The organism is Paraburkholderia caffeinilytica (genome assembly GCF_046030355.1).
GTDB classification, from domain to species: Bacteria; Pseudomonadota; Gammaproteobacteria; order Burkholderiales; family Burkholderiaceae; genus Paraburkholderia; species Paraburkholderia caffeinilytica_B.
On record NZ_JAQQCQ010000024.1, the window covers coordinates 24,883 to 39,905 of the forward strand.

Here is a 15,023-nt window from a genome sequence, read left to right on the forward strand (position 1 = left end):
TAAGATTGCGCTGAAAGGCGTATCGATCACGGAGGGCTTGCAATGGTTCGACTGGTTATGATCCTGCTGGGTGTCGATTACCTGCGCACGCGCTGGCGCTCGTTGCAGCTTGCCGGATGGATAAGCCTGGTACTCGGCGTGGTGGTGTTCATCGACGCACTCGACAGCGCGCTCTATTTTCCGATCACGCCATTTGCATTACTGCTGCTGCTCGAAGGGCTCGCCACGCTGGCCGTCGCCTGGACCGGCATGGGCGGGCAACGCACGCTGCGCTATGTCAAGGGCCTCGCGTTCTGCGTTGCGGCGGCGCTGATTCTCGCCGGCCATCATCACGGCAACTTCATTCTGTCGATGATCTTCGGCACGCTCTTTCTGGCCGACGGCCTGCTGCAGATCGTTTCCGCGAAAGTCGTTCGTTATCGCACGTGGCGGCTCGCGATGATCGGCGGGGGCGTTGAAATCGCGCTGGCGATTTTCTTCTATCAGCCTTATCCGACGCACTATGTGGGCACCGTGCCGTACTGTCTCGGCCTCGGCCTGATATTCGGCGGCTGGAACATGATTTTGCTGAGCATGCGTGTGCGACGTCTCGCGTCGAATCCCGCAGTTGCCTCGGATGATGCACGCGCCGACGCAGCCAACGCCGCTGCCAGTGCGGTCGCGCCCGGCCGGTTGGGCGCGGTGGAGTGGGACGGCCCGCCTTCCGCCGACGAAGACGCGTTGACCGTGCATGTGTGGACGCCAGTGGGCTCGTCCAAGGGCGAGGCGCGGCGGCAATTGATTGTCGATCGCTATATTGCGGCGGTGGATCGCAACGGCGTGATATCGACCGGGCATGCCGCGCTCGAATCGCCTGAAGGCATCTATATCAGCTTGTATCCGGGTGTCGAAATCGATCGTTCGCCTGACGATTTCGCACGGCTTCTGCGAGCGACGCGGGAGAACGACGTGCCGGGTCTGTTTCAGCCCGATTACCCGACTGAATCGAAGGCGTGGTGTCCGTCGACGGTTCAGGTGCGAATACGCAATTACGATCCGGTGCGCCTGCGCCGCTTCTGGGACACCTATCGTCAGGACACGACCTACAACCTGACACACCGCAATTGTTCGAGCAGCGTATCGCGTGCGCTGGAAGCGGCGATCGAAGGCGCGTCGGCGCGCGTATGGGGCAGCCTCGGCGGCTGGCGGCCATTTTTGCGTGTGATTACGACGCCGGAATTGTGGGTGGCGGCGCAACTGCGCAAACGTGCCGCGACGATGGCGTGGACACCGGGTCTTACGCTCGACTATGCCCGCGCACTCAGCATGCTCGCCGACCCGCGTCCGTCGGGCTGGGTGAAGATGGCGCGCCTCGCCGTGCGCCGCATGGTCCACTCGCGGCAGCAATGGCGTGAAGAAGAGCGCGGCGCGCCGGCTTCACAGGAAGCCGGACGCGGGCAAGCCACGGGCGCGGTGCGTGATTGATGCTGGGTGCCGCAGGACCTGCCCAACTTCGACATAGCGGTAAAAATGGCAGACATATCAAGCGCTTGTCGATTTTGCCGGATAGTTATGCACAGATTTGCGAACAGATTCTGTTGATAACTCACACATGCAATTGCACCCCCGGCCAAATGAGTGATTTCAACCAATATGGCGGGTGTATGCTCAAAGCAAACGCGGGTCGATGACAGCACCTCACCACGCCGAACCTTGGCCGTGGCCTTTTCAGGATCAAACCGTGCTAGGTGCCCAGCGCCTGCTGCGGCAGCGGGTCTTACCAGCGTGTACGTGATGCTCAGGACGAATCCAGTTGCATCCATCGGCCTGTCAGATGACTGAGCCACAGCGTTTCACCGTGCGTCACGTCAGCGTCTACCGTTACTCGGAACCGGTGCGGTTCGGCGAACACCGGATGATGTTCCGCCCACGTGCCAGCCATGACTTGCGCCTCGTCACGAACCGGTTGGTGATTACGCCGACGCCGTCGAGGCTGCACTGGCTGCACGACGTGTTCGACAACTCCGTGGCGGTCGCGAGTTTCGCGGGCAAGGCGAGCGAATTGCGCTTCGACAGCGAAGCGACGCTCGAACATTTCGAAACGCCGTTACCCGACTATGCGCTCGAGCCGTATGCGGTGAACTGGCCTTTCGCGTACACCAACGAAGAAGCGTCCGATCTCGTCAACGCGCGCAGCCGCCAGTATCCCGACCGCGATGTCGACGAATGGGCACAGCGCTTCGTTCCTCTGCCGGGCAGCGGCGGCACGAGCGGCAAGAACGGCAGCGGCGGCACGATGGCGTTGCTGCGCGCCATGACGCTCGAGATAAAAAGCACGTTTTTCTATGTGCGCCGCACGGAGAAGGGCGTGCATCGTCCCGGCGACACCTTGCGCAGCCGCAGCGGCAGTTGTCGCGATTTCGCGGTGCTGATGATGGACGCGGTGCGCTCGCTTGGCCTCGCGGCGCGCTTTGTGAGCGGTTATCTGTTCGTACCCGACGTGCCCGGGCATGACGCGGTACAAGGCGGTGGTGCGACGCACGCATGGCTGCAAATCTATTTGCCCGGCGCCGGCTGGGTGGATTTCGATCCGACCAATAGCATCGTCGGCAATCGCCATCTGATTCGGGTGGCGGTGGCGTGGAATTACTACCAGGCGTTGCCGTTGTGGGGCACATGGCACGGCGCGCCGCATTCGTTTCGCGGTTTGCAGGTCGATGTGAGCGTGACCGAGGGTAAATGAGGGGCGCGCCGGATGACTGGGATTGCGCAAATCGAACGTGTTAACCGGGCGTGTCAACGCAGGTTGCTTACCGGGCGCGTCAACTGAATGTTTTCACTGGAAAAGGGCGTCACGATGAAATTGCGCGTTGGCTACGAGCTGGTCTATGAGTGCGTGCAACCGACGCCGATGATGTTGATGTTGAACACGCACTATTCGCATGCGAAGGACGTGCTGAGTCCGGATTTGCTGGCGGTCAATCCGCCGGTGCCGATCAGCCAGTATCGCGACGGTTTCGGCAATCTGTGCAGCCGGATCGTGGCGCCGCAAGGACTGATTGCACTGTCGACGAGCGCCGTGCTCGAGGTGTCGTCCGAACCTGAGCGGCGGCCGCCGTTGACCGAACAGCATCCGGTCGAGGCGTTGCCTGATGATACGCTGGTGTTTCTGCTGGGCAGCCGGTATTGCGAAACTGATCTGCTCTCCGAATTTGCGTGGCAGACGTTCGGCAAGATGCCGCTCGGCCGCGGTCGGGTGGATGCGATTTGCAACTACGTCCACGAGCACATTGTGTTTGGCTACGACTTCGCCCGGCCGACCAAAACTGCGTGGCAGGCGTGGCAGGAGAGAAAGGGCGTATGCCGGGATTTCGCGCATCTGGCCGTGACGCTGTGCCGGGCGATGAATATCCCGGCGCGGTATTGCACGGGCTATATCAGCGACGTCGGCACGCCGCCGCCATATGCGACGATGGATTTCGCCGCATGGTTCGAAGCGTACGTTGGCGGCTGCTGGCAGACCTTCGATCCGCGGAACAATGTGCCCCGTACGGGACGGATTTTGATGGCTCGCGGGCGAGATGCCGCCGACGTTGCGATCAGCAATGCGTTTGGGGCCACGCAGTTGATGAAGTTCGATGTGGTCTGTGAGGCGATATAGGATTCATTCGCCATCTGGTGGCGGCTGTGTGGCGACGGCAGCGTGCGCAAAACACGCAATTTCGGCCGACCAGCCGTGCGCGGCCTTATTCCCCAAGCGCCAGCGAGCGTCTGCGCCGCCGCGACAGCGCCGAGCCGATCGACACTGCCACGCCGATAGAGCCCATTGCCGCCGAAAGAGCCACGATCAGCAAGCCGGTTTGTGCCCGTGCCGAAAACACGCCGACCAGCAAACCGGCGAGCGGTTGTGTCATGTTGTTCAGCAGGATCACCACGCCGGTCGTCTTGCCGTAGTCCTCGGGTGGAATGATTTTCTGCCGTGCGCTGCGGATGTAGACATTGAACATCTTGTCGAAGCCGACAATCAGCAGGAAGCCGAGCGTATAGCCCCAGGGCGCCGCACTCGCACCGGCGATCACGCCACCGGCGCAGATCGACACGAACGCGACCCGGCCGAGTGTCTGCGCAGGCCAGGCGTTACGCGCGATCGTCAGGAGAATCAGCACCGTGGCCACCGCGCCGGCGGTCTGCAGGCCGGCATAGTAGTGGTTCGATTGCGCGTGCAAGCCGGTCACCATCGCGGCGGATGTCGCGAGCGTCACGCCGATTACCAGATTTTCGGCGGCGGCGAGCAGGACGACTTTTTTCAGACCGGGTAGCACCAGCACATGGCGCAGCGCGATGCGCAGCGGCATCGCCCAGTGACCCGGTGCAGCAGGCGGCGGATCGCCAGCGCGGAAACCGCTGGTGCGCTGCCACAGTAGCAGCGCCGCGTCGGCGAGCAGAAACAGCACGCCGGTTGCGCCCACCACCCACTCCCAGCGCCACACGCCGAGCAGCAATGCGGCCAGCATGGGGCCGAGTACGAAACCCAACTGGTCGGCCAACTGCGAGTAGGCGAGCACACGCTGAAACTGCTGCGTGCTGAAGATCTGCGGCAGCATCACTTCGCGGGCGACCAGCCCTTGGCTCGTGAGCACACCGCACACTGCCGATAGCGCGATCAACCAGCCGATACCGCCAACCAGCCCATACGCCAGCACGCCGCCGAAACACACGAGTGCCCGCACGGTCCGGCTCACGCGCATCAGCTTGAGTGGCGAGATGCGGTCGCACAGGGCGCCGAAGAAAGGGAAGACCAGGTAACGCGGCAGGGTTTCGATAAAAAACGCGAGACCCGACCACGAGACCTGGTGTGTCGTCTGAAACACGACGAGCGGCACGAGAAACAGCAGAACCTGATCGGCGAGACGCGCGACAAACAGCGAGCAGAAGAAAGCCTGATGATTGACGCGCACTGATCGTGTCCCGCCGGTTATGGGTCGAGACCGATCCTATCAAAGATCGACGGGCGCGGCCGATGGTCCCGCGGAAGACGCCCGTATCGAGGCGGGCCCGTATCAAAGCGGATGGCTTTCTTCCGCGTTACCGTCGAACCATGGACATGGCGCTGCCTTCTGCTTGCGACCTCATCGTCATGGATGACTCATGGATGACCCAGGCGGCTTATTGCGCGCCGCACTCCGCGCCTTGCATACCCTGCATGCCTTGCTGAATCTGTTCCGGGGTCAGGTCGCGCTTGTGCGTGGCGAGCGACCAGCTGTGGCCGAACGGGTCCTTCAACTGGCCGTAGCGGTCGCCCCAGAACATGTCGGCAACCGGCATCGCGACGGTTGCGCCGGCCTCGACGGCCTGCTTGAAACTGGCGTCGACGTCTTCGACGTAGTAGTGAATCGTGACCGGCGTGCCTTTCAGCGCGTTCGGGCCGAACGCGTTGTGGTCGGGCCATTCGTCGGTCAGCATCAGCATGGAGTCGCCGATCTTCAGGCAGGCGTGCATCACTTTGCCACCCGGCCCGGGCAGACGGTATTGCTCGACGGCGTTGAAAGCCTTGGTGTAGAACGCGATGGCTTCCGCGGCATTGGCGCAAATCAGATACGGAGTAAGCGAGTGCATCCCGTCCGGGATCGGTTTGACAGCGGGGCTGGACATGACGGCGACTCCTTGAAGTAACAGGTTCGTGAGTTGAAAGACCGGCTGCGTGAGCTAGGCCTTCAACGTTACGACGAGTGCATCACCGTTGAATCGACACTCCGGGAAAAATATTTTTTAAGCACGGCCGTGCGATGCGGGAGCAGGCGCGGACGTTTGCGTGGCGCGAGCACGGGTATGGACCTGCGGCACAGGGGCGTGGCGCAGGCCCAATCGGCTGGATCGTCTTGCGACCCTATGTCAACCGGCCGGATTGTCGTCGTCGGGCGGCGCGGCGGGCGCGGACGGTGTTGATGGCGTCGCCGCACCGCCGCCCGGCGCGCCGAGGATGCTGATCTGGAACGTCGGGGTTGCCGCGAGCGATTGCAACGTCGCGTCTTCCGGAATGTGTTCGAACAGCGGCAGGATCACCGAGCCGCCGATCACCGCGCGCCGGCTATTGTCGGCCGGACGCAAGCCCCACACGTCCTGGTAGACCACCGGCACCGCGACGCCGTTGCGGGTCGTGTTGCCGATATACAGCATCACGTGGCCGCCGATGTAGATCAGCGTGCGCAACGGTTCGCCATGCTGGGCGAGGTAGTCGAGCCGTTGCGCCGGCGTCGACGCGGACAGATCGATCATGCGGCCGGCACTCATCTGCGTCGACGAATGGCGTGGCAGCCACACGCCGAACGTCGCGAAGATGCTTTGCAGCTCAGACGAACAGTCGTTGTACAGGCCGCTATTGCCCCAGCCATATGGCCGGCCGATCAGCGTTTTCATCAGCATCGCGAGATGCCGCGGGGTGGCGGCGAGCGGCATCGGGGCGATCTGCGCGTCGCTCAGCCGGGCGATGCGGATGATCGCCTGGCCGTCCGCATCGCGGGCCGGAACGAAGAGTTTGCGGGAGGCGAGGGCGTCGGCGGCTTCGCTTGCCGTTTTATGGGGCTGTGATGCGGGCCGCGTGGCGGTGTCCGGGCCGAGCGGCAGCAACGTGCCGGCGGGCGCGTCAAAGCGGAACACGCCGCGGCTGTCGCGCACCGGCGCCGATGCGACCGTCACCGCGCCTAGCGACTTTGCGGTGGCGGCGCGCCATGTGTCGACGAAGGCGTCGTCGGTCAGGCCGACGCCTTCGCTGCGCACCCAGCCTTGCACGTCGGGCGTCTGCACGTAGCGCCACCCGCCATCGACGCTGCTGCCCAGCACATACAGCGGCGTGCCTGGACGGACTGCGGAGATCTGCAGGTTGTCGAACGGATAGCCTTCGCCGGCGAGGTGGTGATCGTAGAACGACGGGTCCGTGGTCGGCAGTTCGCGCACCATCAGGTTGCTGGTGGCAATCGCGCGGCGCTCGGGCTTGTAGACGGCCTCCTGCGTGAACTGGCCGACCGCCATGTTTTGCGCGATGGCGTCGATCCATGCCTTGTCGTGCGGCCGGAAGTTCTCGCCGTAGCCGATCGCCGCGCCGCGCTTGCCGGTGTTGTCGAACTTGTCGAGGCGGCGCTGCTGCAGCGCGGCAATGTCCGCGCCTTGCTGGCGATAGACGCGCATCGCCACGTAAGCCGAATTCCACGGCGACGGCGCGGTCGTGCCGGTGCCGAAATAGCGCGCGTAGAGGGCGCTGAACTGCGCCTGTTGATCCGCGGGGCTCAGGAACGGCTGGTCGTAGCCGGGGCTGTCCGGTTCGAGCCAGTGGTCGACGTTCTGGTCGTAATTGGCGATCGGGAACAGCGTGACCGTGTCGACGCTCGCATGGGCCTCGTGGGTCGGCGATGGATTGCTGCAGCCGGCGAGGACCACGGCCGCGAGGGCAGCGCATAACGCGGCGGCACGGCAGCGGGCGTGCGGCGATCGGGCTGCGAAGTGTGTGGCGACGCGTGCGGCAAGGCGGGGCAGGACGGCGACAGGCATGGAGTTCGACGGTGATGGTCCAAGGGCACGATGATACGGTGTCGCGTGGTGGGGCGGCCAGTGGATGCCCGTTGCACCGCCGCGTAACGAGCCGGCGGCGGGGTTTCTCACGCTGATACGCCGCGCAGGCCCGAGGGCAACGTTTCGCGACATGGCGGGATATGAAGCCAATCGAGGCCAATCGAAGCCAGCCACCCACGCCATGCCTTTGCCGCGTTATGAGTGTATTTACACAACGTTTATGTGGTTTCATTGGGGTTCGAATCGTTCATAGCGGCTGTGCCATACCGCACTTCACGCGCAAGTGGCCGCAGCGGCGAAGCGTTTCTTTACACTCGACACATCGCCTCGAAGCGCCTTTCACGAGGCTCCACAACAAGGAGAACACCATGCAAACCAGCGCACGCAATCAATTCGCCGGCGAAGTCGCCGAAGTCAAACACGGTGCCGTGAACGACGAAGTCACGTTGCGCACCCAGGACGGTCTCGAGATCGTCGCGATCATCACGCACGGCAGCGCGACGTCGCTCGGCCTCGCCGCCGGCAAGAAGGCCTTCGCGCTGGTCAAGGCGTCGTCGGTGATCGTAATGGTCGACGTGGCGAAGAGCCAGGTGTCGGCACGCAATTGCATCGCCGGTACGGTGTCGGCGGTCACCAAGGGCGCGGTGAATTCGGAAGTGACGATCAGCGCGGGCAGCGCGCAAATCGCCGCGATCATCACCAACGAGAGCGTCGACCGCCTCGGCCTCGCGAACGGTAAGGCGGCGACGGCGATTTTCAAGGCATCGAGCGTGATCATCGGCGTCGAATAACGATCGATGCATGGCGTTGTTCGCCGGCTCGACGTCTGGACAACGCCATCAGGCCGCACATGGAGCGGACGGAAACAGGGCGGCGCGCGCAGCGGGGCGTGCCGTGAAGGAAACGGCGGCTTGATTTACACTGCATGCCTCGCCGTTTTCCTTTCCGCTTTCATTACGGACGCCGTCATGTTCGAAGTTTCCTCCGCCTCGCATCTTCCCAAAGCCGCGCAATACGAAGAACTGGTCGCCCAGGCCCGTTCGCTGCTCGCCGGTGAAACAGACTGGATCGCCAACGCCGCGAATTTTTCCGCGTTCGTGTTTCATTCGCTGAGCGATCTGAACTGGGCCGGTTTCTATTTCCACGATGGCCGCGAACTGGTGGTCGGGCCCTTCCAGGGCAAGCCCGCATGCGTGCGCATCGCGCTCGGCAAGGGCGTGTGCGGTACCGCTGCGCAAACCCGTCAGACGCAGGTGGTGCGCGACGTGCATGAATTCCCGGGCCATATCGCCTGCGATTCGGCCTCGCAATCGGAAATCGTCGTGCCGCTCGTCGCACCGGACGGCACGCTGATCGGCGTGTGGGATGTCGATAGCCCGGTTGTCGCACGCTTCGACGAAGAAGACGCGAAGGGCATGGAAGCACTGTGCGCGGTGTTTATCGAAGCCGCATTGCCGCGCGCATCGTAGGCGTTTCCGAAAGCGCTGATCCAGCGCCGCGGTGGCACCCTATGCTTTTTCGTACATAGACTAGATGCATTTCAGGGGATGGGTCGGCGGACCTCATCCCGCTATCGTTCTCTCCACGCGCTCAGGAAAACACAGGAGCGCGACGAACCCCCACCAGGTTTTGGAGACATGCATGAGTTCCGCCACCGCAACGGCCACCGCTGCCCCGCTGACATTTCAACGTTTCCCCGCTTTACCCCGTAATTGCACCTTCGATAGCCACGATTGGGAGATTCTCAGCCGCTACTGGCATCCGGTGGCGTTCGCCGCCGACGTGACCGACAAACCCATCAGCGTGACGCTGCTCGACGAGCCTTTGGTCGTATTCCGCTCGAACGGCCAACTGGTGAGCGCGCGCGATATCTGTCCGCATCGCGGCGCGCCGCTCAGCCAGGGATGGGTCGATAACGGCAACATCGTGTGCCCGTATCACGGCCTCGCATACGGCAGCGACGGAAAGTGCAAACACATTCCGTCGCAAACGGGCGGCCCGATCCCTGAGCGCCTGCATCTCGTCACGTATGCGACGCAGGAGGCTTACGGCCTCGTGTGGGTCTCGCTGGGTGGCGGCACCGAAGCGTTGCCCGCGTTTCCCAACTGGGACGATCCCGACTTCCAGCAGATCCTGCCGCCCTCGATCGACATCAACGCTTCGGCGGGCCGTCAGACCGAAGGCTTTATCGACGTCGCGCATTTCGCGTGGATTCACCACGAAAGCTTTGCCGATCGCCAGAACCAGGTGGTGCCGCAGTATTCGGTTGAACGGCGCGAACGCGGCATGCACGCGGAGTATGTGAGCACGGTCAGCAACTTTCCGAAGTCGATGCAGCATCGCGCGCCGGAGGGTTATCTGTGGCACCGCTTCTTCGACGTGGACGTGCCGTTCTTTGCACGCCTGACCGTGCATTTTCCCGATAACGGCCGCCTGTCGATCCTGAACGCCGCGAGCCCGGTGTCCGCGCGCAAGACGCGTCTGTTCGTGCCGATCGTGCGCAACTTCGATAAGGATTTGCCGCTCGAGGACGTCTACGCATTCAACCGTCAGGTGTTCGAAGAAGATCGCGCGATCGTCGAGCAGCAGCGTCCGGAAGATCTGCCGATCGACCGTACGGCGGAAGCACCGATTCTTGCCGACCGTTCGTCGGGTGCCTACCGTCGGGCGTTGGCTGAGATCGGTCTCGGCCAGGCGTATGTGCGCTAGTTCGCGGCGCGGGTTCGGAATGGGTGATGGGTGATTCGGAGAGAAGCCATGAAAGTATGGGAATGCGTGATCTGCGGCTTTCGCTATGACGAAGCGCTGGGTCTGCCGGAAGCGGGTATTGCGCCCGGCACGCGCTGGGAAGATGTACCGGACGACTGGTTGTGCCCGGACTGCGCGACCGGTAAACACGACTTTGAAATGCAGGTGATTGCATGACGGCCGCTCAGCAAGAGGACAAAGAACAACCGGTCGTGATCGTCGGCACGGGCATGGCGGGCTATACGGTCGCGCGTGAATTGCGCAAGCTCGATAGCACCGTGCCGATCGTGATGATCAGCCGCGACGACGGCAGTTTCTATTCGAAGCCGATGTTGTCGAATGCCCTGGCGATGAAGAAAGAGCCGCAGGCGTTGGCGAGTTTCGACGCCATGGCGATGGCGGCGCAACTGGGCGCGTGGATTCGTGTCAATCAGCGTGTGGAGCGCATTTTGCCGGCCGAGCACGCGCTGGTTGTCGACAATGCGTTGCTCGGCTACAGCAAGCTGGTGCTGGCCACGGGCGCGGACCCACGGCGTCTGAAGGTAGCGGGTGACGGCGCGGCCGACGTGATGTCGATCAACGACCTCGGCGACTATGCGCGCTTCAGGTTGGCGCTCACGCGTTGCCGCTCGGTGGCGATTCTGGGTGCGGGTCTGATCGGCTGCGAGTTCGCCGACGATCTGGCGGCCGCCGGTTATGCGGTCAATCTGATCGATCCGGCTTCGACGCCGCTGGCGCGTTTGCTTCCGCAAGACGTGGGCGAGATTTTCGCTCGCGCGCTGGACGATGGCGGCATCCGTTTTCATCCGGGCCGCAGTGTGGATCGGATCGACCGTTTGTCCGACGGTTATCGGCTGAGCTTCGCCGAAGGTGACCCGATCGTTGCGGACCTGGTCGTGTCAGCGGTCGGTCTTGCGCCGCGTACGGCGCTTGCGGCTGCTGCGGGTCTCGAGATCGATCAGGGTATTCGAACCGATGCGTGGTGTCGGACCAGCGCGCCGGATATTTACGCACTCGGCGATTGCGCCGCGATCGACGGCAAAGTGCAGCCGTATGTCCTGCCGATCATGCACGCCGCGCGGGCGCTCGCGCGCACGCTGGCCGGGCAGCCGACGCGCGTCGCCTTCCCGGTGATGCCGATTACCGTGAAGACGCCCGCGAGTCCCGCTGTCGTTGTGACACCCGAGGGCGAGGGCGCGTGGTCGATCGAAACTGCCGCCGATGCGGCGAAACACGCGGCGCGCGCTGTGTGCCGGCACGCCACCAGCGAGCGTCCATTGGGTTTCGCTCTGCTCGGCGCGGCGATCGATGGCAAGGCCGCGCTGATCAAGGCCATGACAGAGGGGGCCGCTAGCTAACCCATAACAATCTTCCGTCTGACCGACCTCACTTTGTGATCGCTCGGTGTTTTAAGGGCCTGTCACCTGCAACACATCCGATGATCGCATTCGCGCCGCAAGCTTTGCTTGCGGCGTTTTTTTATCGGCGGGGAAAAAGTGCGCGGCGGTGGCGAGTGTTCAGGAAGAACGCTTAGGAAGCCAGATCTTTCGCGACGTTGGCGATCAGCCTGCGCAGCCAGATCGCGGCGACGCTGCGATGCGTGCGGTCGTGCCAGAGTTGATAGTAGGTGAGCGCCTGCGGCTCGCCGGGAAGCGGCTCGATACGCAGCGGCAACAGCTTGGTGTAGTGCGTGGCGAGCGCGCGGGTAGTCGTGAACAGCAAATTGGAACGCGCCAGCACGTAAGGCGCCATGCCGAAGTAGGGCAGCGTCGTGGTAACGGTGCGCGACAGGCCGTTGCGTGCGAGTTCGATATCGACCGTGCCCCACGACGTCGTGTTGTACGTCATCACCGCCAGATGTTCCGCTTCTTCATAGACCGGTTTGCTAAGCCGTCCCGGCTTGATGGGATGGCCGTTGCGCATCAGGCACACCAGTTCGTCCTTGCACAGCGGCTGCAAATGCAGATGCTCCGGCGGCGTGCGCCAGTTGCCGATCACCAGATCGAGAAAGCCGCTTTCGAGTCCATGCTCGTAGCCGCCGTCCACCATCATCAGATGCCTGAACTCGAGCTTCGCGCCGGGCGCCTCGCGATGAAACGCATCGACCACAGCGGGCACGAAGAACGCATCGAGATAATCCGGCGAGCCGATCCGGAAGGTCTGGCTGGTGGTGGCCGGATTGAACGACGTGGTGGGATGCAGAATGGCCGCGATACTGTTCAGCGCTTGCGCGGTGGGTTCGATCAGCGTGAGTGCGTGTGCGGTGAGAACCATCCGGCTGCCGCTGCGCACCAGCAGCGGATCGCCGGTCATGTCGCGCAATTTGCGCAGCGCCACGCTGACAGTCGGCTGCGATTGTCCGAGCAACGTTGCCGTGCGCGACACGCTCGATTCGGTCAGAAGCGTGTGCAGCACCTTGAGAAGGTGCGAATCGATGACTTCCTTGGACATGAAAAGCGGGACCCTGTTTCGTGCGGATCCATGCAATGGGGTGGTGGCTTTTGATCGAAGGATCGCGAGCAAAATATATCGGCGGATATAACGGTCGTCAATCCGGCGAAGCCCTGTGTGAAGGCTTCCAGGGCCGGTGCGCGTTGAGTCATGAGGCGCGGAGTATCCCGGCAATAGCGAGTGCTTTATGATGTGCGCGACGACGGGCGGGGTGTCGCTGGAATCGGAGGAATGCACCGGAGGAAACGGTTGCTGCGAGGAATGCGCGGCCGGTGCGGTCGATCCGGCCAGGAAAGCCGCTATCATACGGACATAAATGCGCACATGACCCGGCGGATCGGACCGAAGCAGCCGGGTTTGGCGGTTGCGCCGTACGCACCAGGAAAAACGCTCAGCCGCTTTCCTCATTCGCTTTTAATACCCAGGAAATTCAAGGCCGGCGCGATGCAAGCTCACCCCTACGCCGATGCGCGCACACGCGACGCCGCGCTTGCGGCGGCGCCCTACGGCATGTTCATCTGCGCAGCCGATGGCACGTTCGACTCGGTCAACGCGGCTTTCGAAAAATTGACCGGCTTCACCGCCGAGGAATTGATCGGCCGTCGCACCTTTGAGTCTTTGCTCGATCCGGCCGAACTGGCGAGGCGGCGCGCCGAATTGCCGCCGCTGTCGGCGTTGGGCTCGCGTTATGAAGGCGAATGGACCTATGTGCGGCGCAACAGCAGCCCGATCCGCGTAGTGTTCGCGTTGGCGCCGCTCGCCGCCGAGCCGGCGCATCCCGGCGGTTTAGCGACAGGACCCGCGCGCTATGTCGGCATCGCCATCGACATGACGCGCTACGCGCAGTCCGAGGCGCGCTTGTGGTACGTCTCGCATCACGACGGCGTGACCCGCCTGCCCAATCAGACACTGTTCACCGAACGCCTTGAATTGACGATCGCGCGCTGCCAGCGGAATGGCACGGGCTTTACCGTGCTGATCGCCGAACTCGATCATTTGCGCAAACTGCGTGATGCCCTCGGTTTGCATGCGGCCGAACTGGTGCTGCAGATCGTCGGCGAACGGTTGCGTGGTCTGTTCCCCAACGACGGTACGATCGCCTCGATCGGCGGCACGCAATTCGCGCTGCTGATCAATGAAACCGGCGCGGCGGCCGATGCTTTCGCTGCCGAGGCACTGGGCCGCATCGCCGAATCGATCGACTATGCCGGTACGCCGCTGAACATCACGGCGAGTATCGGCGTCGTCGCCTATCCCGCCGACGGCGCCGATGCGCCGACGCTGATGCGCCGCGCGGGCGTGGCGCTGTCGGCGGCTTCGGCGGTGAGCGGCAATGCGGTGCGGCGTTTTTCCACCGCGCTCGAAGGTCAGGCGGCGCGCCGCTTCGAACTGGAGACGATGCTGCGCGAAGCGCTCGAGCGTCAGCAATTGCATCTCGTGTATCAGCCGCAGGTGACGCTCTCCAATGGCCGCATCGCGCAGGTGGAGACGCTGCTGCGCTGGAATCATCCGCAGCGTGGATTGATCAGTCCGGTCGAGTTCGTGCCGGTCGCGGAAGAGTCGGGCCTGATCGAGCAGATCGGCGAGTGGGTGATCCGGACCGCGTGCCGCGACGCCGGCAAATTGCTGCGGCTCACCGGCACCTTGCCGCGGGTCGCGGTGAATGTGTCGCCGCAGCAGTTCCAGCGGCAAAATCTGTTCGAGACGATCCGCGAAGCGCTCGAAGATGCCGCGCTCGACCCCTCGTACCTTGAGGTGGAAATCACCGAGGGCGTGTTGCTGGGCGACACCGAGCAGGCATTGCAGACGCTGCATGCATTGCGCGAATTGGGCGTTGAAGTCGCGGTGGATGACTTCGGCACCGGCTATTCGAGTCTCGCTTATCTCACGCGCTTTCCGCTGAATCGCCTGAAAATCGATCGCTCGTTTGTGATGCGTATGAGTACCGATCCGCAGTGCGCGGCGCTCGTCGGCGCCATTATCGCCATGGCCCATGCGCTGAAACTGCGTGTGACGGCTGAAGGTGTGGAGACCGCCGAACAGGCCGCGCAACTCGAAGCGCTTGGCTGCGACGAGGCGCAGGGATTCTGGTTCTCACGGCCCATCACCATCACGGCGTTGCGCAATTTGCTGAAGCCTTTAGGCGCGGGTTGATTGTCCGGTTGATGCCGGACATCCCGCTACCGACTTGGAATCGCAGTCTTTCAGTCGCTGCAGCGTGTCGTACCCGCGGGAGGCGTATGTATTCCACCTGCGTTGAAAAAAGAAAGGGGCCGATT

At 63.1% G+C, this 15,023-nt stretch carries 13 protein-coding genes; 9 read left to right on the forward strand and 4 right to left on the reverse strand.

Going from position 1 to position 15,023, the window contains the following annotated elements:
* The first annotated feature begins 42 nt into the window (after positions 1 to 42).
* The 3 genes from PQQ95_RS28925 to PQQ95_RS28935 all read left to right on the forward strand — a co-directional run bounded on the left by PQQ95_RS28925 (position 43) and on the right by PQQ95_RS28935 (position 3,640).
* Entirely contained in the window at positions 43 to 1,464 is a 1,422-nt protein-coding gene (locus tag PQQ95_RS28925) for an HdeD family acid-resistance protein (RefSeq protein WP_408443753.1), read from the forward strand.
* 349 nt (positions 1,465 to 1,813) lie between these two features.
* Complete coding sequence (locus PQQ95_RS28930; RefSeq protein ID WP_408443756.1) at positions 1,814 to 2,722, forward strand: transglutaminase family protein; 909 nt, start codon at positions 1,814 to 1,816, stop codon at positions 2,720 to 2,722.
* Positions 2,723 to 2,836: 114 nt separating this feature from the next.
* Positions 2,837 to 3,640, forward strand: coding sequence for a transglutaminase-like domain-containing protein (locus PQQ95_RS28935; protein WP_408443758.1), 804 nt, complete (start codon positions 2,837 to 2,839; stop codon positions 3,638 to 3,640).
* A gap of 85 nt (positions 3,641 to 3,725) precedes the next feature.
* Here PQQ95_RS28935 and PQQ95_RS28940 read toward each other — a convergent pair whose 3' ends face one another.
* From PQQ95_RS28940 to PQQ95_RS28950, 3 genes are all read right to left on the reverse strand, one after another.
* Complete coding sequence (locus PQQ95_RS28940; RefSeq protein WP_408443761.1) at positions 3,726 to 4,937, reverse strand: MFS transporter; 1,212 nt, start codon at positions 4,935 to 4,937, stop codon at positions 3,726 to 3,728.
* A 208-nt stretch (positions 4,938 to 5,145) separates the two neighbouring features.
* Positions 5,146 to 5,631 (reverse strand): VOC family protein, encoded by a 486-nt coding sequence (locus PQQ95_RS28945; RefSeq protein WP_408443764.1) that lies wholly within the window; start codon positions 5,629 to 5,631, stop codon positions 5,146 to 5,148.
* Positions 5,632 to 5,871: 240 nt separating this feature from the next.
* Positions 5,872 to 7,524, reverse strand: a complete 1,653-nt coding sequence (locus PQQ95_RS28950) for an SH3 domain-containing protein (protein WP_408443767.1) — start codon at positions 7,522 to 7,524, stop codon at positions 5,872 to 5,874.
* A gap of 389 nt (positions 7,525 to 7,913) precedes the next feature.
* Between PQQ95_RS28950 and PQQ95_RS28955 the strand changes: the two genes are divergently transcribed.
* The 5 genes from PQQ95_RS28955 (at position 7,914) to PQQ95_RS28975 (ending at position 11,651) form a co-directional block, all read left to right on the forward strand.
* Positions 7,914 to 8,336 carry a TOBE domain-containing protein gene (locus PQQ95_RS28955; RefSeq protein ID WP_408443769.1) on the forward strand — a complete coding sequence of 141 codons (423 nt, stop codon included), beginning with the start codon at positions 7,914 to 7,916 and terminating at the stop codon, positions 8,334 to 8,336.
* A gap of 177 nt (positions 8,337 to 8,513) precedes the next feature.
* Positions 8,514 to 9,014, forward strand: a complete 501-nt coding sequence (gene msrC / locus PQQ95_RS28960) for a free L-methionine (R)-S-oxide reductase MsrC (protein WP_408200794.1) — start codon at positions 8,514 to 8,516, stop codon at positions 9,012 to 9,014.
* 172 nt (positions 9,015 to 9,186) lie between these two features.
* Positions 9,187 to 10,254 carry a Rieske 2Fe-2S domain-containing protein gene (locus PQQ95_RS28965; protein WP_408443771.1) on the forward strand — a complete coding sequence of 356 codons (1,068 nt, stop codon included), beginning with the start codon at positions 9,187 to 9,189 and terminating at the stop codon, positions 10,252 to 10,254.
* A 48-nt stretch (positions 10,255 to 10,302) separates the two neighbouring features.
* Positions 10,303 to 10,470 (forward strand): rubredoxin, encoded by a 168-nt coding sequence (locus PQQ95_RS28970; protein ID WP_093639504.1) that lies wholly within the window; start codon positions 10,303 to 10,305, stop codon positions 10,468 to 10,470.
* The gene (locus PQQ95_RS28975; protein WP_408443773.1) at positions 10,467 to 11,651 is read left to right on the forward strand and encodes an NAD(P)/FAD-dependent oxidoreductase; all 1,185 of its coding nucleotides are present in this window, start codon (positions 10,467 to 10,469) and stop codon (positions 11,649 to 11,651) included. The genes PQQ95_RS28970 and PQQ95_RS28975 overlap by 4 nt, the downstream gene beginning before the upstream one ends.
* 172 nt (positions 11,652 to 11,823) lie before the next feature.
* On the opposite strand, the gene PQQ95_RS28980 is transcribed toward PQQ95_RS28975, so the two are convergent.
* Positions 11,824 to 12,744, reverse strand: a complete 921-nt coding sequence (locus tag PQQ95_RS28980) for a LysR family transcriptional regulator (RefSeq protein WP_408443776.1) — start codon at positions 12,742 to 12,744, stop codon at positions 11,824 to 11,826.
* Between the two features lie 444 nt (positions 12,745 to 13,188).
* On the opposite strand from PQQ95_RS28980, the gene PQQ95_RS28985 reads away from it, so the two are divergent.
* A complete protein-coding gene (locus tag PQQ95_RS28985; protein WP_408443779.1) occupies positions 13,189 to 14,898 on the forward strand; it encodes a putative bifunctional diguanylate cyclase/phosphodiesterase in 1,710 nt (569 codons plus the stop codon).
* Positions 14,899 to 15,023 lie beyond the last annotated feature (125 nt).

Coding starts and splice junctions, on each gene's coding strand:
- PQQ95_RS28930 (WP_408443756.1), top strand. CDS start 1,814: ATGACTGAGCCACAGCGTTTCACCGTGCGTCACGTCAGCGTCTACCGT.
- PQQ95_RS28955 (WP_408443769.1), top strand. CDS start 7,914: ATGCAAACCAGCGCACGCAATCAATTCGCCGGCGAAGTCGCCGAAGTC.
- msrC (WP_408200794.1), top strand. CDS start 8,514: ATGTTCGAAGTTTCCTCCGCCTCGCATCTTCCCAAAGCCGCGCAATAC.
- PQQ95_RS28935 (WP_408443758.1), top strand. CDS start 2,837: ATGAAATTGCGCGTTGGCTACGAGCTGGTCTATGAGTGCGTGCAACCG.
- PQQ95_RS28945 (WP_408443764.1), bottom strand. CDS start 5,631: ATGTCCAGCCCCGCTGTCAAACCGATCCCGGACGGGATGCACTCGCTT.
- PQQ95_RS28925 (WP_408443753.1), top strand. CDS start 43: ATGGTTCGACTGGTTATGATCCTGCTGGGTGTCGATTACCTGCGCACG.
- PQQ95_RS28970 (WP_093639504.1), top strand. CDS start 10,303: ATGAAAGTATGGGAATGCGTGATCTGCGGCTTTCGCTATGACGAAGCG.
- PQQ95_RS28950 (WP_408443767.1), bottom strand. CDS start 7,524: ATGCCTGTCGCCGTCCTGCCCCGCCTTGCCGCACGCGTCGCCACACAC.
- PQQ95_RS28965 (WP_408443771.1), top strand. CDS start 9,187: ATGAGTTCCGCCACCGCAACGGCCACCGCTGCCCCGCTGACATTTCAA.
- PQQ95_RS28985 (WP_408443779.1), top strand. CDS start 13,189: ATGCAAGCTCACCCCTACGCCGATGCGCGCACACGCGACGCCGCGCTT.
- PQQ95_RS28980 (WP_408443776.1), bottom strand. CDS start 12,744: ATGTCCAAGGAAGTCATCGATTCGCACCTTCTCAAGGTGCTGCACACG.
- PQQ95_RS28975 (WP_408443773.1), top strand. CDS start 10,467: ATGACGGCCGCTCAGCAAGAGGACAAAGAACAACCGGTCGTGATCGTC.